The sequence below is a fragment of the Micromonospora sp. NPDC047074 genome, assembly GCF_040643815.1.
Classification (GTDB): domain Bacteria; phylum Actinomycetota; class Actinomycetes; order Mycobacteriales; family Micromonosporaceae; genus Micromonospora.
The window spans coordinates 160,645-180,973 of record NZ_JBEYVB010000006.1 but is presented as its reverse complement, the minus strand read 5'-3'; the positions used below and the strand labels follow the sequence as shown (position 1 = coordinate 180,973).

The 20,329-nt window shown below is 73.9% G+C and carries 16 protein-coding genes; 10 read left to right on the top strand and 6 right to left on the bottom strand.

Going from position 1 to position 20,329, the window contains the following annotated elements:
- Positions 1-11 precede the first annotated feature (11 nt).
- On the top strand, positions 12-884 hold the full coding sequence (locus ABZ809_RS12255) for a lysophospholipid acyltransferase family protein (RefSeq protein ID WP_357562605.1): 873 nt from the start codon (positions 12-14) through the stop codon (positions 882-884).
- An 18-nt stretch (positions 885-902) separates the two neighbouring features.
- On the opposite strand, the gene ABZ809_RS12250 is transcribed toward ABZ809_RS12255, so the two are convergent.
- The 3 genes from ABZ809_RS12250 to ABZ809_RS12240 all read right to left on the bottom strand — a co-directional run bounded on the left by ABZ809_RS12250 (position 903) and on the right by ABZ809_RS12240 (position 4,238).
- A complete protein-coding gene (locus ABZ809_RS12250) occupies positions 903-1,778 on the bottom strand; it encodes an HAD-IB family hydrolase (RefSeq protein ID WP_357562509.1) in 876 nt (291 codons plus the stop codon).
- A gap of 323 nt (positions 1,779-2,101) precedes the next feature.
- Positions 2,102-2,986, bottom strand: coding sequence for a DUF5667 domain-containing protein (locus ABZ809_RS12245; protein ID WP_357562508.1), 885 nt, complete (start codon positions 2,984-2,986; stop codon positions 2,102-2,104).
- Between the two features lie 289 nt (positions 2,987-3,275).
- Positions 3,276-4,238: an ECF subfamily RNA polymerase sigma factor, BldN family gene (locus ABZ809_RS12240; RefSeq protein WP_357562507.1), complete on the bottom strand. Its 963-nt coding sequence runs from the start codon at positions 4,236-4,238 to the stop codon at positions 3,276-3,278.
- Between the two features lie 564 nt (positions 4,239-4,802).
- On the opposite strand from ABZ809_RS12240, the gene ABZ809_RS12235 reads away from it, so the two are divergent.
- From ABZ809_RS12235 to ABZ809_RS12225, 3 genes are read left to right on the top strand one after another with little or no spacing between them, the layout of a single operon-like run.
- Positions 4,803-6,521, top strand: coding sequence for an AMP-binding protein (locus ABZ809_RS12235; protein WP_357562506.1), 1,719 nt, complete (start codon positions 4,803-4,805; stop codon positions 6,519-6,521).
- Positions 6,514-6,765, top strand: a complete 252-nt coding sequence (locus ABZ809_RS12230; protein WP_357562505.1) for a glutaredoxin family protein — start codon at positions 6,514-6,516, stop codon at positions 6,763-6,765. Before ABZ809_RS12235 ends, ABZ809_RS12230 begins: the two co-directional genes overlap by 8 nt.
- Positions 6,766-6,787: 22 nt before the next feature.
- Complete coding sequence (locus ABZ809_RS12225; RefSeq protein WP_357562504.1) at positions 6,788-7,438, top strand: HAD hydrolase-like protein; 651 nt, start codon at positions 6,788-6,790, stop codon at positions 7,436-7,438.
- A 43-nt stretch (positions 7,439-7,481) separates the two neighbouring features.
- Here ABZ809_RS12225 and ABZ809_RS12220 read toward each other — a convergent pair whose 3' ends face one another.
- Positions 7,482-8,135, bottom strand: coding sequence for a response regulator transcription factor (locus ABZ809_RS12220; protein ID WP_357562503.1), 654 nt, complete (start codon positions 8,133-8,135; stop codon positions 7,482-7,484).
- Positions 8,136-8,159: 24 nt separating this feature from the next.
- Complete coding sequence (locus tag ABZ809_RS12215; RefSeq protein ID WP_357562502.1) at positions 8,160-9,461, bottom strand: sensor domain-containing protein; 1,302 nt, start codon at positions 9,459-9,461, stop codon at positions 8,160-8,162.
- A gap of 399 nt (positions 9,462-9,860) precedes the next feature.
- On the opposite strand from ABZ809_RS12215, the gene ABZ809_RS12210 reads away from it, so the two are divergent.
- The 6 genes from ABZ809_RS12210 (at position 9,861) to ABZ809_RS12185 (ending at position 16,959) form a co-directional block, all read left to right on the top strand.
- On the top strand, positions 9,861-10,631 hold the full coding sequence (locus ABZ809_RS12210; protein ID WP_357562501.1) for a redox-sensing transcriptional repressor Rex: 771 nt from the start codon (positions 9,861-9,863) through the stop codon (positions 10,629-10,631).
- Positions 10,628-12,019 (top strand): glutamyl-tRNA reductase, encoded by a 1,392-nt coding sequence (locus ABZ809_RS12205; RefSeq protein ID WP_357562500.1) that lies wholly within the window; start codon positions 10,628-10,630, stop codon positions 12,017-12,019. Before ABZ809_RS12210 ends, ABZ809_RS12205 begins: the two co-directional genes overlap by 4 nt.
- Positions 12,016-13,011 carry a hydroxymethylbilane synthase gene (hemC, locus tag ABZ809_RS12200; RefSeq protein ID WP_357562499.1) on the top strand — a complete coding sequence of 332 codons (996 nt, stop codon included), beginning with the start codon at positions 12,016-12,018 and terminating at the stop codon, positions 13,009-13,011. The genes ABZ809_RS12205 and hemC overlap by 4 nt, the downstream gene beginning before the upstream one ends.
- Positions 13,008-14,588 (top strand): uroporphyrinogen-III synthase, encoded by a 1,581-nt coding sequence (locus ABZ809_RS12195; RefSeq protein ID WP_357562498.1) that lies wholly within the window; start codon positions 13,008-13,010, stop codon positions 14,586-14,588. Before hemC ends, ABZ809_RS12195 begins: the two co-directional genes overlap by 4 nt.
- 16 nt (positions 14,589-14,604) lie before the next feature.
- Positions 14,605-15,588, top strand: a complete 984-nt coding sequence (gene hemB / locus ABZ809_RS12190; RefSeq protein ID WP_357562497.1) for a porphobilinogen synthase — start codon at positions 14,605-14,607, stop codon at positions 15,586-15,588.
- 690 nt (positions 15,589-16,278) lie between these two features.
- On the top strand, positions 16,279-16,959 hold the full coding sequence (locus ABZ809_RS12185; protein ID WP_357562496.1) for a helix-turn-helix domain-containing protein: 681 nt from the start codon (positions 16,279-16,281) through the stop codon (positions 16,957-16,959).
- 65 nt (positions 16,960-17,024) lie between these two features.
- Here ABZ809_RS12185 and ABZ809_RS12180 read toward each other — a convergent pair whose 3' ends face one another.
- Positions 17,025-20,288: a lamin tail domain-containing protein gene (locus ABZ809_RS12180; protein ID WP_357562495.1), complete on the bottom strand. Its 3,264-nt coding sequence runs from the start codon at positions 20,286-20,288 to the stop codon at positions 17,025-17,027.
- Positions 20,289-20,329 lie beyond the last annotated feature (41 nt).

Genomic DNA, 20,329 nt, shown 5'->3' with positions numbered 1-20,329 from the left:
CGCCGGCCCCGGTGGCCGGGCCGGCGGTGGCCGACCGGCCGGGCGACCACTGGGACCGCAAGGTCGCCAAGGGCCTGGCGTTCCTGCGCCGTCGGCTCTCCGGCGACTACGAGGTCGACGAGTTCGGCTTCGACCCCGACATCACGGAGGCGGTCTTCCACCCGCTGCTGCGGGTGCTCTACCGGGACTGGTTCCGCACCGAGGTGACCGGCCTGGAGCACGTGCCCACCCAGGGCGCGGGCCTGGTCGTGGGCAACCACTCCGGCACCGTGGCGCTGGACGCGCTGATCCTCTCGACCGCCCTGCACGACCAGCACCCGGCCCACCGCTACCTGCGGCTGCTCGGCGCCGACCTGGTCTTCCGGATGCCGGTGGTCTCCGAGATCGCCCGCAAGACGGGCGGGACGGTCGCCTGCAACCCGGACGCCGAGCGGCTGCTCGGCGGCGGCGAACTGGTCGGCGTGTTCCCCGAGGGATTCAAGGGCATCGGCAAGCTCTACTCCGAGCGCTACAAGCTGCAACGCTTCGGCCGGGGCGGGTTCGTCTCGGCGGCGCTGCGTACCGGCACCCCGATCGTGCCGGTCGCCATCGTCGGCGGCGAGGAGACATATCCGATGCTCGCCGACATCAAGCCGCTGGCACGGCTGCTCAAGCTGCCCTACTTCCCGGTCACGCCGACCTTCCCCGTGCTGGGACCGCTGGGCATGGTGCCGCTGCCGAGCAAGTGGCTGATCGAGTTCTGCCCGCCGATCCCGACCGCGCACCTGACGGACTCCGCCGACGACCCGCTTGTCGTCTTCAACCTCGCGGACCAGGTGCGGGAGACCATCCAGCAGACCCTGCACCAGCTCCTGGAGCGGCGCCCGGACCCGTTCGGCCCGTGACGCGGGAGACCGGTGCGGTCAGCCGTCGCGCCGGCGCCGGTGCAGCGCCAGCCCGGCCGTGACCGCCCCGGCGACCAGGCCGGCGGCCGCGGTGGACGGCAGGGCGATCTTGACGGCCCGGCGCCCGGTGCGGAAGTCGCGTACGTCCCAGCCGCGCCGCCGGGCCTCCTTGAGCAGGGCCCCGTCCGGATTGACCGCCACGCCCCGGCCCACCAGGGAGAGCAGCGGCAGGTCGTTGTACGAGTCGCTGTAGGCGGTGCAGCGGCCGAGGTCCAGCCCTTCGACCGCGGCGAGCTGGGTGACCGCCTCGGCCTTGGCCGGGCCGTGCATCAGGTCGCCGACCAGCCGACCGGTGTACGCGCCGTCGACGATCTCGGCCACCGTGCCGATCGCGCCGGTCAGGCCCAACCGGGCGGCGATCACCCTGCCGATCTCCACCGGGGCGGCACTGACCAGCCAGACCCGCTCGCCGGTGTCCAGGTGGCGCTGGGCCAGCTGGCGGGTTCCGCCCCAGATCCGGGGCGCCATCAGCTCGTCGAAGATCTCCTCCGCGAGGCGCTCCACGTCGTCCACCCGCCAGCCCTCGACGAAGGCGAGGGCGGCCGCCTTGGCCTGCGACATGTCCCCGGCGTGCTCGGTGGCGAGCAGTCGGAACCGCAGTTGCTGCCAGCCGAACCGGGCCAGGTCGGCCGTGGTGAAGTAGTTGCGCGCGGCGAGGCCCCGGGCGAACCAGTAGATCGAGGCGCCCCGCATCATCGTGTTGTCGACGTCGAAGAAGGCCGCCGCGGTCGGATCCGGTTCCGGGGGAGCCGGGGGCGTCAGGCCGGTCTCCGCCCAGCCGGCGGTGTGACCGTGGGCGTCGGTGCTGACCGTCACCTTCCGGCTGCGGGCCACGCGACCTCCCTCCGCTCGACCGGCGCGGCGTGTGCCTCTCGCGAGGGTATCCGGAGCCCGGTGCCTGGCCTGGTGCCTCGGCTTGGCTCCCGGCCGGGCCCTTGGCCAATCCGCGCTGTCGAGCTGCCCCATGTGTGGGACCACCGCCGAGCGCGTTCCCGCGCCTCGCATGGCGCCGAGGGACCCGGTCCAGACCTGTCGACTGCCCCGTCCCGTGGGGGCAGGTCGACAGCGCCGCGCCAGCGACGCCGGGCTGCCCGGCCGGCGGGCCTTCGACTTCCAGGCCGCCGGACCCTGCCGGCGGTAGCGGCCAGCAGGAACGGTCAGCGGTCGCCGGGGCAGGTGCCCGGGGTCGGGCCGAGGGTGTCACTGCCGCCCGGGGCGGGCAGGCCGCAGGCGATCGCGGCGCGCAGCGCGTCGGAGCGCTTGCGGACCGCGTCGAGCAGGGCGAGCGAGCGGCGGACCCGGTCGCGGTCGGCCCGGGTGGCGTCGTCGAGGAGGCCGCTGACCGCGCGCCGTTGACCGGTGAGGAAGGAGTTGACCGCGTCCAGCGCCGCCGGGTCCGAGCGCTGCGTCGCGGCGATCGTCAGCAGTCGTACGCCCTGGCGGGTGTCGGCGTCCATGTCGTCCAGCACGGCGCTGAACCCGTCCTCGTCCCCGCGCAACGAGGCGGCCTCGGCCAGCCGGGTCCGGGCGAAGTCCAGGAACAGCTGACCCTTGCTGACGTCCGAGCCGGTCAGCGCGAGCTGGGCACGTTCGGTGGAGCGTTTCATGCCGTACAGCGCGTCGCCGGGGACCGCGTTCTCACTGGCGGCCGAGATGCCGGAGAGGGCGACGGCGCCGGCCGCGATGCCCACCAGGATGGCGCCGCGGGCGCGGGCCCGGCGGGCGGTCACCGCCGGCAGCAGCCGGTTGCGGCCGGTGTCGGCGGCGGATCGCCGGGACGCCGGCTCGGTCGTGGCGGCTGCCGGGGCACCGATGCCCTCGCGTTCAACGGTCGCCACCAGCATGGCGCGCAGCCCGGTGCGGAACTCCGCGTCCACCTCCACGGTGGGCGGGGCCGCCTGGAGACGCTGCCCGACCGCGACGAGCGCGGTCAACTGGTCGTCGGCCCGGGACCGGACGTGGTGCCGCCGACCCCCGTTGGCCTCGTCGAGAAGCTGCGCGAAGCGCTCCGCGCGCCGACGGGAGAAGAGGTTGTTCTCCACCGCGGGCGCCTCCTCTCGCTGGTCGCGGCCGGTCGGCCGCTGTCGTCACCAGCGACCGGTGCCGGCGTGACACCACGGACGAGGGCCGTGGCCGGCCACACTGCCGGACCTCCGGGGCCCGGGAGTACCGGGACTACCACCGGTCGCACCCGGAGAAACGGTCCGCACCGGGCATGGGTTACGGGGACGACGGAGGCGAAATTACGCAAAGTAAGCGCGGTCACGGGACGATAACGACGCTGAGCTGCGCGTTTGTATCGATCGATGAGTGACAGTCGCGTGCACGGGACTACGACTGGAAGCCGTCCGGCAGCAGCCGCGCCAACGCTCGTACCGCGCGGTACTGCAGAGCCTTGATGGCGCCCTCGTTCTTGCCCATCGCGCGGGCCGTCTCGGCCACGGAGAAGCCCTGCAGGAACCGCAGCACGATGCACTCCTGCTGCTCCGGGTTGAGCTGCTTGACCGCGCCGAGCAGGGCGACGTTGGTGATGTGCTCGACGACGGCCGCCTCCGGGCTGCCCTCCGGGCCCCGGTCCTCGCGGTCGGCGTCCAGGACGTCCCCGGTGGTGACCTCCAGCCGGTAACGGCCGGACTTGAAATGGTCGGCCACCAGGTTGCGGGCGATGGTGACCAGCCATGCGCCCAGGTCACGCCCCTGCCAGGTGAAGCTGCCGATCCGCTTGAGGGCGCGCAGGAAGGTGTCGGAGGTGAGGTCCTCGGCGAGTTGGCGGTTGCCCACCCGGAAGTAGACGAACCGGAAAACGGTGTCGACGTACCGGTCGTAGATCAGCCCGAACGCCTCGGACTCGCCGGCTTGGGCGCGCTCGACCAGCCCCCAGACCTCGGTCGCGGGGTCGGAGGGGTCCGGACGGCTGGGGAAGCCCGTCGAGGTGTTGACCGGTGCGGCGGCGGTCGCCGGCACCGCCGGCAGTACGGCCGTCTCCGTGCCCGACTCGTCGGGTGTCATGGCTGGCTCCGTGGTGCGGCGGCCCTGCACCGGCATGGTGGGCCTGGCGGGGACCGCGACCCGTCCGCCGGCCGGCTTCGCGTTGCCTCCCGGCGTCGCGGTGCGGGCCGGCGGCTCGTTGGGGTGCGGCCGGTTGCGGGGCGGGCTCAACGCGCCGTCCCCCCGGACGGCGAGGCTGCCCGTGTCGTCCAGCGGGCTCCGGGCGGCGGGCCGCTCGTTGACCGCGGCGCGGATCGCCGGGTTGGTCAGGCCGGCCGGCCGGTCCGCGTATCCGAAGGTGGTCACCGCGCCGCCTCCGTCCTGCCGGCCGGCGCCGCCGGTCGGCGCGTCGCCGATGCGGCCCGGCCGGCGCGGCCGGGCAGGGCTGGCTCGGGGTGTGCCGACGGGCGGCAGATCCCCTTGAGGTGCTGGTCCAATGCGCTCACAGGCACGGGGGCCTCCTCGGGCTGAGGGGTGTCGACTCACGGCAAATGGGGTGAGCCGACCCGAGTGATGATAGGGCCAACGTCACCCGCGCGTGGCAAGTCCGTTACACAGGGCGGAAGTATTTCCCGCTGTGTCGCACCGCTGGCGGACCGGTTGTCCGTCGTGGGCGGTTGACTTTCGGATTACGCCGTGTTTGCGAAGAGAATTCCAGGTCAGCCGCGCTTCGCTGGATCGCCGGGCGGCCGGCGGCGCGGGTGTCGACTGGGGACCGGCCGGCGTGCCCGACGCACGTAGCCGTACCCCGACGTGTCCTGTCGGCGGGACCGACCACGTCTCGCCGGCGCGTCCCGCTCGTCCTGTCGACGGGACTTTCCTGAATCGACGTTCCCGCCGACCCCCGATGGCCGACCGCAGCCGGTGGGCATGGCCCACGGGCCCCGCGCTGTGCCAGACTCAGCCACCGTGCAGGACGCAACCGACAGCTCCGCGCCGACCCTCGTCGAGCGGCTCCACCAGGCGGCCGACGCCCACGGCGACCGGCCCGCGCTGCACTGGCGCGACCGGACCCTGACCTGGGCCGAACTGGACGCCGCGGTGACCGCCACCGCGTACGCCCTGGCGGCCCTGACCGGGACGCCGCCGACCGGGCCCCGCCCGACGCCGGGCACCGGCGCTCCCGACCGGCACCCGCCCCGGGTCGCCGTCGCGCTGGGCAACTCGCCCGACTTCGTCGTCAGCTGCCTCGCCGCGCTGCGCGCCGGGCTGGTCGCGGTGCCGGTCAACCCCGGCCTCACCGCCCCGGAACTGCGGCACGTGCTGGCCGACTCCGGCGCCTCGGTGCTGATCGGCACCGAGCGGGTCCGGGACCTGGTGGCCGGCCTCGCCGGGGAGTTGCCCGCGCTCGTCGCCGTGCACACCGCCCCGCCGGTGGCCCAGGGCGGCCATCCGCTGCCCGACCGGGGCGGCGACGACCTGGCACTGCTGCTCTACACCTCCGGCACCGAGGGCCGGCCGAAGGGCGCGATGCTGACGCACCGGGCGCTGGCGGCGAACCACGAGCAGGTCGGCCGGATCGACCCGCCGGTCGTCGGCCCGGACGACACCGTGCTGCTGGCGCTGCCGCTGTTCCACGCGTACGGGCTGAACGCCGGGCTCGGCGCGGTCGTCCACCATGGCGCCACCGGGGTGCTCGTCGACGCCCTCGGCCCCGACGCCGGGCTGGCCGAGATCGCCCGGTACCGGGTCACCGTGCTGGTCGGAGTACCGTCGATGGTCGCCGCCTGGTCCACGGCGGACGGCGCCACCCTCGCCGCGGCGACGGCGTCGGTGCGCGTCGTGGTCTGCGGCGCGGCGCCCCTGGAACCGGCCGACGCGGCGCGCTTCACCGAGGTCGCCGGCCGCCCGGTGCACGTCGGCTACGGCCTGACCGAGACCGCGCCGGTGCTCACCTCCACCCTGGTCGGCGGGGAGCCGAAGGCAGGCTCGATCGGCCGGCCGCTGCCCGGCGTCGAGCTGCGCCTGGTCGGCGCGGACGGGGTCGACCTCTGGCGCGACGGCGTGGCCGAGCCGGACGACGACGCCGACGAGCTGGACGTCTCCGACGTCACGCCGGGCACCGACCCGGGCCAGGTCGTGGTGCGCGGGGCGAACCTCTTCTCCGGCTACTGGCCGGACGGCCGGGGCGGCCCGGACGCCGACGGCTGGTGGGCCACCGGCGACGTGGCGTACGCCGACTCCGCCGGCGACCTCTTCCTGGTGGACCGGATCGGCGAGTTGATCCTGGTCAACGGGTTCAACGTCTACCCGCACGAGGTCGAGCTGGTGCTCTCCGCCCACCCGGGGGTGGCCGAGTCGGCGGTACTGGGTGTGCCGCACCCGCGGACCGGCGAGACTGTCCGGGCGTACGTGGTGGCGGCGCCGGGAGGCGCGGTGACCGGCGAGGAGCTGCTCGCCCACTGCGCCCGCAACCTGGCCCGGTTCAAGTGCCCGACCGCCGTCGAGTTCGTCGACGAGTTGCCGCACTCGGTGATCGGGAAGGTGCGCAAGACCCTGCTCCGGCCGGTGCCGTCCCCGGCGGCGGCCCCGGAGACCCGCCCGCCGGCCCCGGTCGGCACCAGCACGACGGAGGAGACCGATGCGTGAGCCCCGACTCACCCTGATCACCCGCCCCGGCTGCCACCTCTGCGACGACGCGAAGCTGGCACTGGACCGGGTGGTGGCGGTCACCGGCGACCGGTGGATCGAGAAGGACGTCACCGACGACGTCGAGCTGGAACGCGAGTACGGCGACCGGCTGCCGGTGGTGCTCCTCGACGGCAAGGAACACGGCTACTGGCGGGTGGAGGAGGAGCGGTTGCTGCGGGACCTGACCACGCCGCAGCTGTAGCCCCGGGCGCTATGGTGCTGCCATGACCCCGGCGCGCAACCACCTGGTGTGGGACTGGAACGGCACCCTGCTCAACGACCTGAACCTGGTGGTCGCCTGCACCAACGCCGCCTTCGCCAGCGTCGGCGGGCCCGCCGTGACCGCCGACGAGCACCGGGTGCGGTTCCGCCGGCCGATCGCCGACTACTACGCCGAGGTGCTCGGCCAGGCGGTCGACGACGAGGCGTTCGGCCGGCTCGACCGGATCTTCCACGACGCGTACCGCACGGGGTTGACGACCTGCGAGCTGGCGCACGACGCCACGGTGGCGATGGCGGCCTGGCCGGGCAGCCAGTCCCTGCTGTCGATGTGGTTCCACGACGAGCTGGTGCCGACCGTGCACACGTACGGGCTCACCGGGAACTTCGTCCGGGTGGACGGGCTGCGGGCCAGTGTCGGCGGCGACCGCAAGGCCGAGTCCCTCCGGCGGCACCTGGCCGAGCTGGGCGTGGACGGCCGGGACGTGGTGCTGATCGGCGACTCCGTCGACGACGCGGACGCCGCCGTGTCGGTGGGCGGCCGGGCCGTCCTCTACACCGGCGGGTTCACCGACCCGGCCCGGCTGCGCGCCGCCGGGCACCCGGTCGCCGACACCCTCACCGAGGCGGTGACCCTGGCGGCCACGCTGCCCTGACCGGGCCGGCCGTCATCCGCGCCAGCGGCGGGCCGGGCGTGGCTCAGCCGCGCAGGTAGGCGAGGACGGCCAGGACCCGCCGGTGCTGCTCCGTGTCGGGCGGGAGCTGGAGCTTGGTGAAGATGTTGCGGACGTGCTTCTCGACGGCGCCGTCGGTGACCACCAGGGTCCGCGCGATCGCCGTGTTGGAGCGCCCCTCGGCCATCAGCGCCAGCACCTCGCGTTCGCGCGGGGTCAGCTCGCGCAGCGGGTCGTCGCGCCGGCGCCGGGCGAAGAGCTGGCCGACCACCTCGGGGTCGAGCACGGTGCCGCCGGCGGCCACCCGGTCCAGCGCGTCGAGGAACTCGTCGATCGCGGCCACCCGGTCCTTGAGCAGGTAGCCGATCCCGCCCCCGCCGCCGCCGGTGGTGGCGAGCAGGTCGTCGGCGTACGACACCTCGACGTACTGGGAGAGGACCAGGATCGGGGTGCGGGGCACCAGCCGGCGGGCCTCCACCGCCGCCCGCAGCCCCTCGTCGGTGTGCGACGGCGGCATCCGGACGTCGACGATCGAGACCTCGGGCCGGTGGGCCACCACCGCCGCGACCAGCGCCTCCCCGTCGGCCACGGCGGCCACCACCTCGTGCCCGCGCTCGGTGAGCAGCCGGATCAGCCCTTCCCGGAGCAGCACGGCGTCGTCCGCGATCACGATCCGCATGTGCTGTTGTCTACCACGTACGGCTCACAGCGGAAGCTCGGCGTGGATCGAGGTGGGTCCGCCGGCGGGGCTGACCACGGTGAGCCGGCCCCCGGCGGCGCGGACCCGGTCGGCGATGCCGGCCAGTCCGTGCCCCTTGGCCAGGTGCGCGCCACCCTGGCCGTCGTCGCCGACGCCGACCTCCAGCCGCCCGTCGTGCCGGGCCACGGTGACCTGGCACTCGGTCGCCCGGCTGTGCTTGGCGACGTTGGTCAGCGCCTCGGCCACCACGAAGTAGGCGGTGCTCTCCACCGCCGGTTCGAGCCGGCCGGTCGGGCTGGCCAGTTCCGGGTCCACCCGCAGCTCGATCGGGATGAGGCCGCGCCCGGCGAGCGCCGCCAGGGCGCTGGGCAGGCCCCGGTCGACCAGGATCGGGGGCGCGATGCCCCGGGACAGGGCGCGCAGCTCGGCGAGCGTCTCCCGGGTCTGCGTGACCGCCTCGTCCAGGGTCCGCGCGGCGGCTTCCGGGTCGGAGGCGAGTTGCTGCCGGGCGCGGCTGAGGTCCATCGCGAGCCGCACCAGGCGCTGCTGCGGGCCGTCGTGGATGTCCCGTTCCAGCCGGCGCAGCGCGCTCGCCTCGGCGGAGACGGCGGCCCGCTTCTGCTCCTCCAGCACCGTGATCCGGTTGCGCATCTCGGCCACCCCGGTGAGCAGGGCCCGACCGAAGCTGGCCTGGAGCAACGCGCACCCGCGCGCCACGATCGGCAACGTGATCAGGAAGAACAACCCGAGCGCGGTGTGCAGCCCGATCCGGGCGATGGTCGAGTCGCCCAGGCCGAGGAGCTGGGGCAGGCCGACGTCGTCCGGCTCGCCGTGCGGCAGCGCCCAGTCGTACGCCCAGTAGAGGGTGCCGGCGACCGCGCCGGCCCACCAGGCCAGCGTGACCACGAAGGTGACGATGGCCACGATCAGCTTGAGGATGCCGTGCGCGAGGTCGAGCCAGGACTGCGCGTCGCCCATCGGCACGAGGATCCGCCGCCAGGCGCTCGCCCCGGGCTCGGGGAGCCGGTACTGCGGGCGGATCCGGGACTGGTGGAGCACGGCGGGCAGGCGGAGCCGCTCGATGTCGGCGAGACCCCGGGCGGCGTAGAGGGTGCCGCTGAGGACCGGCAGGCCGATCACCGTGACCCCCAGCCCGACCCCGGCGACCAGACCGGGCAGCAGGACGACGAAGCTGGCCAGGGCCAGCGGGAGGCCCAGCAGCACGTAGCCGGAATCCAGCAGGAGCTGTCGGGAGATGGTCGGCGCCGGTACGGGCGGGTCGGCGGCGACGGGTACGGCGGTCATGCCACGAGGCTAGGCAGTGAGTCGTGGCCCACCCCATCCCGTCGACCCGCCTCTGCGACGTAGGGCTGTCCCTACCGTGACCGATTCGTGGGCGTGGCATGGTCGCGCGATTGGTCAGAGAAGTCGTAATTGAGCAATAATCGGCGGCGGCCAGCTCCATCGCCGGCATCCGGGGTCGAGTGGTGCCGGCGAAGCCGGCTGAATCGATCTTGCGAATTGGAGGGGCTGGTGAAGCCGCGTCGCGGGCTATCAAGATCGCGATTTGTGCACGCCTTCACAAGCGCCTACTCTGTAATTCCGACGCGCCCTGCTAGCACAGCCGGCAATCTCGGTCGCCAGCGGGAGTCCCGAAACGGCCGGCCGCTGGAGTTGGCCGAGGATCGCACCGCACGGAGTCTCATGAGTCAGCACCGTCACCCTGGCGCGCCCGGTCGAGCCGGTGCCGTACCGGCGCTCCCGGACCTGCCCGAGGCGACCGTCGCACGGCTCCCCGAATACCTCCGTGCCCTGCACAACCTCGCCGAGGCCGGTCACGAGACCGTGTCCAGCGAAGGGCTGGCCAGCGCCGCCGGGGTGAACTCCGCCAAACTCCGCAAGGATCTCTCGCACCTCGGCTCGTACGGGACCCGTGGCGTCGGCTACGACGTGGCGCTGCTGGTCGACCAGATCGAGTACGTGCTCGGGCTCACCCAACGCCGGGCGGTCGCCCTGGTCGGCGTGGGTAACCTCGGTCACGCCCTGGCCGGCTACGACGGCTTCGCCAGCCGCGGTTTCCGGATCGCCGCGCTCTTCGACGCCGATCCCGCCCGGGTCGGCGAGGAGATCAGCGGGCTGGTCGTCCGGCACATCGACGAGCTGCCCCGGGTCGCCGTCGAGGAGGCCATCGCCATCGGCGTGATCGCCACCCCGGCCCCGGCCGCCCAGGCGGTGGCGGACCAGCTCGTCGCCGTCGGCGTGACGAGCATCCTGAACTTCGCCCCGTGCGTACTCTCGGTTCCGGAGGGCGTCGACGTGCGCAAGGTCGACCTCGCCATCGAGCTGCAGATCCTGTCCTTCCACGAGCATCGCAAGGCATCGCTGACCGCGCTCCCCGCCACCGGTGGGTCCGCCCTCACCGCCCTGCCCGGAGGGCTCGCGGTCACCGACACACAGGAGGCGATCGGCACGTGAAACTGCTCGTCGTCGGCGCGTCCTACCGCACCGCTCCGGTCGCCACGCTGGAGCAGCTCGCGGTCGGTCCCGCGGACCTCACCCGTACCCTGGACCGGCTGGTCGCTCAGCCGTACGTGACCGAGGCCGTGCTCGTCTCCACCTGCAACCGGGTGGAGGTCTACGCCGCCGTGTCCGGTTTCCACGGCGGCCTCGGCGACATCTGCACCGTGCTGGGCGAGCAGGCCGGGTGCCCGCCCGCCGCGCTCGCCAACCACCTCTACGTGCACTTCGACGCCGCCGCCGTGGACCACGTCTTCCGGGTCGCCGCCGGGCTCGACTCGATGGTGGTCGGGGAGGCGCAGATCCTCGGCCAGCTCCGGGACGCGTACCACTCGGCCACCGGGGCCGACACCGCCGGGCGGCTGCTGCACGAGCTGATGCAGCAGGCGCTGCGGGTCGGCAAGCGGGCCCACGCGGAGACCGGCATCGACCGGGCCGGCCAGAGCGTCGTGACCGCCGCGCTGGACCTGGCCGCCGGCCACCTCGACGGCGACCTCGCCGGCCGCCCCGCGCTGGTGGTCGGGGCGGGCGCGATGGGCTCGCTGGGCGTGGCCTCGCTGTCCCGGCTGGGCGCCGGGCCGATCGCCGTGACCAACCGGGGCGCCGACCGGGCCGTCCGGCTGGCCGAGGCGTACGGGGCCCGGGCGACGCCGATGGCGGAGCTGACCACCGTGCTCTCCACAGTGGACATCGTAGTGGCAGCCACCGCGGCGACCGAACCGGTCCTCACCCGGGAGGTCGTCACCCGGGCGCTCGCCGGGCGCGACCCCGGGCGGGGGCCGTTGGTCCTGCTCGACCTGGCCATGCCGCGCGACGTGGCGGTCGGCGTCGCCGAGCTGCCCGGCGTCGAGGTGATCGACATCGACCGGATGGCGACGCTGCTCGCCGAAGGTCCCGCCGCCACCGACGCCGCCGCCGTCGAGCGGATCGTGGCCGGCGAGGTCGAGGCCTTCCTCACCTGGCTGCGCGGGGCCGACGTGGCACCCACCGTGGCCGCCCTGCGCGGCCGCGCCGAGGACGTCGTCGGCGCCGAGCTGCGCCGGCTCGCCCAGCGCCGTCCCGACCTCACCGACGACCAGCGCGCCGAGGTCGCCCGGACGGTGCACCGGGTGGTCCAGCGGCTGCTGCACCAGCCCACCGTGCGGGTCCGCCAGCTCGCCGCCGAACCCGGGGGCGACCAGTACGCGGCACTGCTGCGGGAACTGTTCGACCTCCAGGTGCCGCAGACCTCCCCGGTCGACACCGTCCCCGACATCTCCGACGACGCCCAACCGCCGTTCGGCCTCGCCGACCTGCCGCCGTCGGCCGGCCCCGCCGACGTCCCGCCCCCCGGAGGTGAGCGATGAGCACGCCCCTGCGCCTCGGTACCCGGGGCAGCAAACTGGCGATGGCCCAGTCCGGCCACGTCGCCGAGGCCCTGACCGCCGCCACCGGCCGTCCGGTCGAGCTGGTCGAGGTGGTCACCGCCGGCGACCGCTCCTCCGCCCCGGTGCACCGGCTCGGCGTCGGTGTCTTCGTCTCCGCCCTGCGCGACGCGCTGACCGCGGGCACGATCGACTTCGCGGTGCACTCCTACAAGGACCTGCCCACCGCGGCGGCGGCCGGGCTGCACATCGCGGCGGTGCCGCCCCGGCAGGACCCGCGGGACGCGCTGGTCGCCCGGGACGGCCGGACGCTCGCCGAGCTGCCGCCGGGCGCGACCGTGGGCACGGGCGCGTTGCGCCGGATCGCCCAGCTGCACGCCCTCGGGATGCAGCTGGAGGTCACCCCGATCCGGGGCAACGTCGACAGCCGCCTCGCGCGGGTGCTCGGCCCGGAGGCGGATCTGGGCGCCGTCGTCCTGGCCCGGGCCGGGCTGGCCCGGATCGGGCGGACCGACGCGATCACCGAGACGCTCGACCCGATGCTGATGCTGCCCGCGCCCGCCCAGGGCGCGCTGGCGGTGGAGTGCCGGGTCGACGACACCGACCTGGTCGAGCTGCTCGCCGTGCTCGACCACGAACCGTCCCGAGCCGCGGTCACCGCGGAACGGGCGCTGCTGGCCACCCTGGAGGCCGGATGCTCCGCTCCGGTCGCCGCCTACGCCGTCGTCGCCGAAGGCGAGCCAACCGGCTCGGGTGCCGAGGGCGACATTGTCCAGGAGATCTACCTGCGCGGGGCGGTGATCAGTCCGGACGGTACGCGAGACCTCCGGCTGTCCCGCACCGGAACGCCCGCCGACGCGGCGGAGATCGGCAAGGCACTCGCCGCCGAACTCCTCGAACTCGGCGCCGACTCGATCCTCGGCCACGATGGACACGCCGGCCCGGGGACCCAGCAATTTGGGAGCACAGAATGACCCGCACCCGTAAGCCCGCAGGCCGCATCGCCTTCGTCGGGGCCGGTCCCGGCGACCCGGGCCTGCTGACCCGCCGGGCGCACGACGCACTGGTCGACGCCGACCAGGTGGTGTACGACCGGGGAGTCCCCGAGTCGCTGCTCGACGCCGTCCGCGCCCAGGCCAGGGACGACGCCCAGTTCACCCCGGCGGAGGGCGCGCCGGGTGACGTGGCGAAGGTGCTGATCTCGGCGGCCCGTTCGGGGCTGAACGCGGTGCACCTGGTCGCCGGCGACCCGTTCGGCCACGATTCGGTGGTCAAGGAGGTGCAGGCGGTCGCGCGGACCGCCGCGCACTTCGAGGTGGTTCCCGGCGTCGGCCAGGCCGAGGGGGTGGCGACCTACGCGGGTGTGCCGCTGCCGGGCGTACGCACGGCGGCCGACGTCGAGGACGTCAGCGCGCTGGACTTCGACGCGTTGGCCGCGGCCATCGGCCGGGGTTCGCTGGCCCTGGCCGTGGACGCCGGTGACCTCGCCGCGATCCGCGACGGGCTGCTCGCCGCCGGGGTGGAGGGCACCACCGGCGTCGGGGTGACCGGCGACGGCACCGGCGAGACGCAGTACACCACCACGTCGAGCGTGGACTCGTTCGTCGCGGCGGCGCTCGGCTTCACCGGCCGGGTGGTGCTCACCGTCGGCGAGGGCGTCGGCCAGCGCGACAAGCTGAGCTGGTGGGAGAACCGGCCGCTGTACGGCTGGAAGGTCCTCGTGCCCCGCACCAAGGAGCAGGCCGGCGTGATGAGCGCCCGGCTGCGCGCGTACGGGGCCATCCCCTGCGAGGTGCCGACGATCGCGGTCGAGCCGCCGCGCACCCCGGCCCAGATGGAGCGGGCGGTCAAGGGCCTGGTCGACGGCCGGTACGCCTGGGTGATCTTCACCTCGGTCAACGCGGTCCGCGCGGTCTGGGAGAAGTTCGCCGAGCACGGCCTCGACGCCCGGCACTTCGGCGGCGTCAAGATCGCCTGTATCGGCGAGGCGACCGCCGACGCCGTCCGCGCGTTCGGCATCCAGCCCGAGCTGATCCCGTCGGGGGAGCAGTCCTCCGAGGGGCTGCTGGCCGAGTTCTCGCCGCACGACGAGATCCTGGACCCGGTCGGCCGGGTGCTGCTGCCGCGCGCCGACATCGCCACCGAGACGCTTGCCGCCGGGCTCACCGAGCGCGGCTGGGAGGTCGACGACGTGACCGCGTACCGGACCGTCCGGGCCGCCCCGCCGCCCGCCGAGATCCGGGACGCGATCAAGTCGGGTGGCTTCGACGCCGTGCTCTTCACGTCCAGCTCGACCGTACGCAATCTGGTGGGTATCGCGGGGAAGCCGCACGCGCGTACCGTTGTTGCAGTCATCGGGCCCAAGACGGCGGAGACCGCGACGGAGTTCGGCCTGCGGGTCGACGTCCAGCCGCCGCACGCCTCGGTCCCCGATCTGGTGGAGGCGCTCGCCGCCTACGCCGTCGAGCTGCGTGAGAAGCTCGCCGCCATGCCGGCGAAGCAGCGCCGCGGCTCGAAGGTGCAGGGGCCGACCGCGCTGAGGTTCCGGTAGTCGTAGGAGGCCCGTGATGCCGTACCCCGAGATCCGGCCCCGCCGGCTGCGCCGCGACGCGGCCATCCGGCGGCTGGTTTCCGAGACCCGCGTCGACCCGGCCCAGCTGGTCGTGCCGATGTTCGTCAAGGAGGGGTTGACGGAGCCGCGGGCGATCGCGTCGCTCCCGGGGGTGCTCCAGCACTCCCGGGACTCGCTCCGCAAGGCCGCGGCCGAGGCGGTCCAGGCGGGCGTGGGCGGCATCATGCTCTTCGGCGTGCCGCAGCGGCGGGACGCCACCGGCTCGGGCGGGATCGACCCGAACGGCATCCTCAACGTCGCGATCCGCGACGTCGTCGCCGAGGTGGGCGACGCCACGGTGGTGATGAGCGACCTCTGCCTGGACGAGTTCACCTCGCACGGGCACTGCGGCCTGCTCACCCCCGACGGCGGCGTCGACAACGACGCCACCCTGGAGGCGTACGCCGACATGGCGGTCGCCCAGGCCGCCGCCGGGGTCGGGGTGGTCGGGCCGTCCGGGATGATGGACGGCCAGGTCGGCGTCGTACGCCGGGCGCTCGACGCCGCGGGCCACCAGGACGTGGCCGTGCTGGCGTACGCCGTCAAGTACGCCTCGGCCTTCTACGGCCCGTTCCGGGACGCGGTGGAGTCGGCCCTGGAAGGCGACCGGCGCACCTACCAGCAGGACCCGGCCAACCTCCGGGAGTCGCTGCGCGAGGTCGAGCTGGACGTGGCCGAGGGCGCCGACATGGTGATGGTCAAGCCGGCCCTGCCCTACCTCGACGTGGTGTCGGCGGTCCGCGCGGCGGTGCAGGTCCCGGTCGCCGCCTACCAGGTCTCCGGCGAGTACGCGATGGTCGAGGCGGCCGCCGCCAACGGCTGGATCGACCGGGAACGGGCGATGATGGAGACGCTCACCTCCATCCGTCGGGCCGGTGCGCAGATCATCCTCACCTACTGGGCGGTCGAGGCCGCGCATCTCCTCCACCAGCGCTTCTGACCCGCTCCTGACCCGACACCGCTCGGCGCAACGCCGGCCGCCAAAGTGCCGCCGGCACGCCACAGCGCGATGCCGGTGTGGCGCAGTGCTGGCCGACTGGCAGGCACGACGCCGGCCACGCGCCACCCCTGCGCCGATCGCCACCCTCCATGGCACCCGGCCGGGCCGCACCAGACCGGGTCGTCATCTGGCGCGCCGGCCGGCATGAGCACTGTGCCCGCTCAGCCTCTTCAAACCCCGCACCTTTGGTCACGTCGAGTAGTTGACCAGCGCTCCAGTCGCCACCATCCCCAACCGCTTTGCTCTGCAGCCACATACGCAACGGTGACTGTGAGTGCCTGTTGCGTAGGTGGCTGCAGAGCAAAGGGGGTGCGGGGTTGGTTGCTCCGGGAGAGAGGGATTGGCGGAATTCCCTGGTCGTTGCGCTGTGGGCGGCGAAGACGGCGCAGGCGTCGGTTTGCGGGCCAGGGCTGTCGTTGCTCTGTGTAGTTTTTCGGGGATGGCAGCATTGGTTACTGAGCGTTGCCGGCGGTGAGGTGGTCTGGCTTCGGGTGGCTTCGAGTGGCTGCGGGTGGAGCGGTGGGGCCGGGCGGGGTCGTGGGCCGCGATGTTTTCCACAGGCGGCTGCGTTGTCCACAGGCGGAGCGGACGGGATTGCGGGGGAGGGGTCGCAGCCGGGACCGTGACCAGATGACCGACCCATTCGCTGACCGGGAAGGCGACCAGCCCTCGGATCCCGCCCAGTCTCCGGATCCCGCCCAGCTTCCGGATCCCGCCCAGCTTCCGGACCTCGGCCGGCTCTCGGAGTCCGGGCAGCTCCCGGGCTCCGACCGGTCGCCGGGCTCGCGGGAGCCGTCGGTGATGCTGACCGAGCCGTTCGACACTCCGTGGCCGGCTGCGGGCATCGTCCGGGCCGTTCGCCGGCACGCCAGCCTCAGTCAGCGGGAACTGGCCCGGTGGGCCGGGGTGAACCATGCCACCGTCGGGCGGATCGAGGCGGGCCGGCTGGTGCCGAGCATCCTGCTCCTGCGCCGCATCATCGGGGTCGCCGGGTTCCGGCTGGCCGTGGTCGACGAGTTCGGGCGGGTGCTGAAGCCGATGCGGGACTGGCAGGACACCCGCGACGGGGCGGAGCGTCGCTATCCCTCGCACCTGGACACCATTCTCGATCCCGAACCGGGCGAGTGGTGGGCGGACATCTACGGGCTGGCCCGCCCTCCGGAGACGTTCCACCGGGACCGTCGGGTCCGCGACGCCATGCGGCGGCGCAGCCAGTGGGAGGTGCGGGTGGCGAAGTATCGGAGCGTGCCCCCGCCGCCGCGTGTACCCCCGCCGCCGCGGCCGCCCGACCCACGCTTTCCGCCGCCGTAAGCGAACGGCCCGCCGCCCAGGTGAATCCTGGGGCGGCGGGCCGTCGGGACGCGCTCCGTGTGACGTCAGTCGTCGTCGGTGATGGTGCCCGCGGCGAGCGGGTCGGCCAGGCGCAGCCCCGGCACGCCGGTCACCAGCAGGTTCACCTTCTCGTCCGCCTCCCGCTTGCGGTCACCGCGCACGTCCACCGGGAAGGCCAGCGAGGTCTGCCCGGCGGCCAGCACCTTGCAACCGACGTACGGGTCGTAGTCGGCTCCGGCCTGGGCCGTGGTGCCGTACGTGGCGGCACAGAGCAGCACCGGCTGGGACAGCGGCCGCGAGACGGTGACCGTGAAGGTCAGCGGGCGGGTGCCCCGGTCGCCCTCGGTCACCGACACGTCGGCGACGCTCAGCGAGGCCCGTGAGCGGAACCGGGCCACCTGCGGGTCGTGGTCGCTGGAGCCCCGGGTGCCGTCGCCGGCGTGGTCGGCCGGCCAGTCGGCGTTGATGTGCGCGGCCCGCATCTGCACCAGGTCCCGGTGCAGCGTGCCGTTGACGAACAGGTGGTCCAGCGTCTGCGCCTGCCCCTCGAAGCTGTACGAGTAGGCGGACGACGGCGCGTCGGCGAGCAGGTCGTCCCAGAGGTTACGCATGCCGGCCTCGTACAGCGGCGCGAGCTGGTCCGACGCCACGGGGAACGGATCGTCGGGGCGGGGGAAGACGTTGAGGTCCCCGCCGTAGACCACCCGGGCGTGCGGGTCCGACGCCTCGACCGCGGTGACGATCGCGGCGCCGTACGCGGCCTGCTCCCGGCGCTGCCCGACCCGGCTGTCCGGCCCGGACGAGTAGTGGTTGCTCGCGGCCCACAGCGTGTACCGCTCGGTGGACCCGGGCGCGGCCGCGACGGTGAACTTGCCGAGCTGCGGGGCGCGGGTGAAGACGTTGTCGCCGTCCTTGCCCGTGGAGGTGTCCACGTCGGCGGGGAGCACCGCGTTGAGCGCCTTCGGGTTCTGCACGTCCGCGTTGCCGGCCAGCCCCGCGCCCCGGTACCGCACCGTCGGCGCCGAGCCCAGCAGCGGGTCACCGGCGGTGGCCTCGGCCAGCGTCACCCGGTCGGTGCGGAACAGGAACGCCGCCGTGATGCCCCGGGCGTCCGCGCCGGTCCGGTCGTACGCGGCCTGGTAGCTCGGGCCACCGGCGGCGGAGATGGTCAGCGCCAGGTCCTGGAGGGTGTCCGGTGCGCCGTCCGCGTTGTCCGTGGTGCCGCAGACCAACTCGCCGCCGGAGACCGAGCAGATGTCCTGGTCCTCGGCCTCCTGCACCAGGATCAGGTCCGGCGAGTGCAGGTCGGTGGTGATCTGGTCGGCCAGCGCCACGAGCTGCTCGCGGTACTCCTGCTCGCTGCCCGGCACGTAGTCGAACGGCGGGCGTACCCCCGGGCAGCCGGCGTTGCCGGTGAAGTCACAGCCGTCGAAGGGGTCGTCGCGGTAGTCGTACAGGTTCTCGACGTTGTAGGTCGCGACCGCGATCTCCTCCGACCGGTTGGCCGGCTTCGGCGGGTTGTTCCTCGACGGGTCGGCCCCGCCGGTGAACTCGGCCCGCTCGACCTGCACGCCGTACTTCTCGAACGAGTAGTAGAGCCCGCCCACCGCGTCGGCGGTCAGCGTGTCGAAGGTCCGCGCGGGCGGGAGCAGCGCGCTGCTGTCGCCCGTGGTGCCCTTGACACCCATGCTGCCGAGCAGGACGCGCTGCCCGTTGCCGTCGTCGACGGGGCGGCTCGGGTCGTTGTCCAACGGGTGCGCGTCCCGGAACACCCGGCGGGCGTACGGGTCGGCGCGGTCGAGCAGCGGGTCGTCCCGGTCGATCACGAAGATCTCGCCGTCGGCGGTGGAGGCGAAGACGTTGCGCCCGCTCACCGCGCCGCTGCCGGCCCGCACCCGCAGCCGGGCGCCCTCGTGCCGCTCGAAGAAGCGCTGCGCCGCCGCCAGTTCGACCGGCGGCACAGCGTCGGTCACCTGGACCTCGGTGTTCACGTCCACGCCGGTGGCGAGCCGGCGGACCAGCGACGCCCCGGAGAGCTGGGTGAAGTTGAAGTACTCGGAGACCCGGGCGCGCAGCACCACCTCGTCGCCGACGGTCGGCACGTAGCCGCCGATCAGCGAGGTGAACGAGCCCATGAAGACGAAGATGCCGTCCGAGCTGGTCGGGTCGCCGTCGGTGGCGTCGGAGCGGCTCTGCAGGAAGAAGCCGTGCTGGTCGCGGCCGGACGAGTCACGGGCCAGGGTGCGCTGGGTGATCACGCCGCGTACGTCGTACAGCGTGCTGCTGGTCCCGTTGCCGGACGCCGGCGCGAGCGGCGACCGGTCGGCGGGGCCGGACTCGCCGTCGGTGGTCGGGCCCTGCACCTCGCCGACGGTCAGCTCCCGGGTGACCTGCACGGTCAGCGTGCAGGTGGCGCTGTCGCCCTCCGCGTCGGTCGAGGTCAGCACGACGGTGTAAGCCCCGGCGGCCAGGTCCGCGCTCGCGCCGACCGTGGCCCGGGCGGTGCCGCCGACCGCGTCGGCCGGGGTCACCGCCGAGCGGCTGACGGAACCGGTGGCCGGGGTCGGGCTGACCGAGGTGACGACCAGGTCGACGATCCGGTCGTCGGGGTCGGTGGCGGTGACCTCCCGGGTGGCCGCCGTGCCGGCCGGGGTCACCAGCGCGGGGCCGCAGGTCAGCGTGGCCGGCGCGTCGACGGGGCCGCCCCCGTCGACAGTGTGCGTGCCGAGCCCGTCGAACGTGTCCACGGGGAAGCCGGCCCACTGGGCGGCCGGATCGAACGCGTCGGCGGGATCGGTGTCGCCGGAGGTCACGGCGGCCGACCGGCGCAGCGTGTTGTCGGCGGTGCTGGTGACGCCGGAGCCCCACTCGGTGCCCGGGTCGACGCCGACCTGGCCGATCGAGTCGAGCACGGTGCCGCCCCGCCGCAGCACGATCGCGTCGTCGCCGTTGAACAGGCTGGCGGTCGTGGTCTGGTCGGCCCGGTCCAGGATCGCCGGGGCGGCCGAGGCTGAGGCGAGGACGAAGGTGTCGCCGGCCGCGACGGTGCCCGTCAGCGCCAGGTTCGTCGGCGTCGTGGAGCCGTTGAAGTGCAGTTGGAGCTGGTAACCGCCGGCGGCCAGGTCGATGGCGGCACCGGTGCCGTTGAACAGCTCGATCGCCTTGTTGTTGGACGAGCCTTCGACGTACTCCGAGATGAAGAGGTCGGTTGGCGCGGCGCTGGCCGCGGTGGGAGCGATGCCGACGGCCGCGACGGTCACGGCGGCGGTGGCGGTCGCGAGCGCGGCAAGAGTGCGGCGCGGGCGCATGTGGCCTCCACGATGGGTGGACAGGGAGTCAACGCACGTTA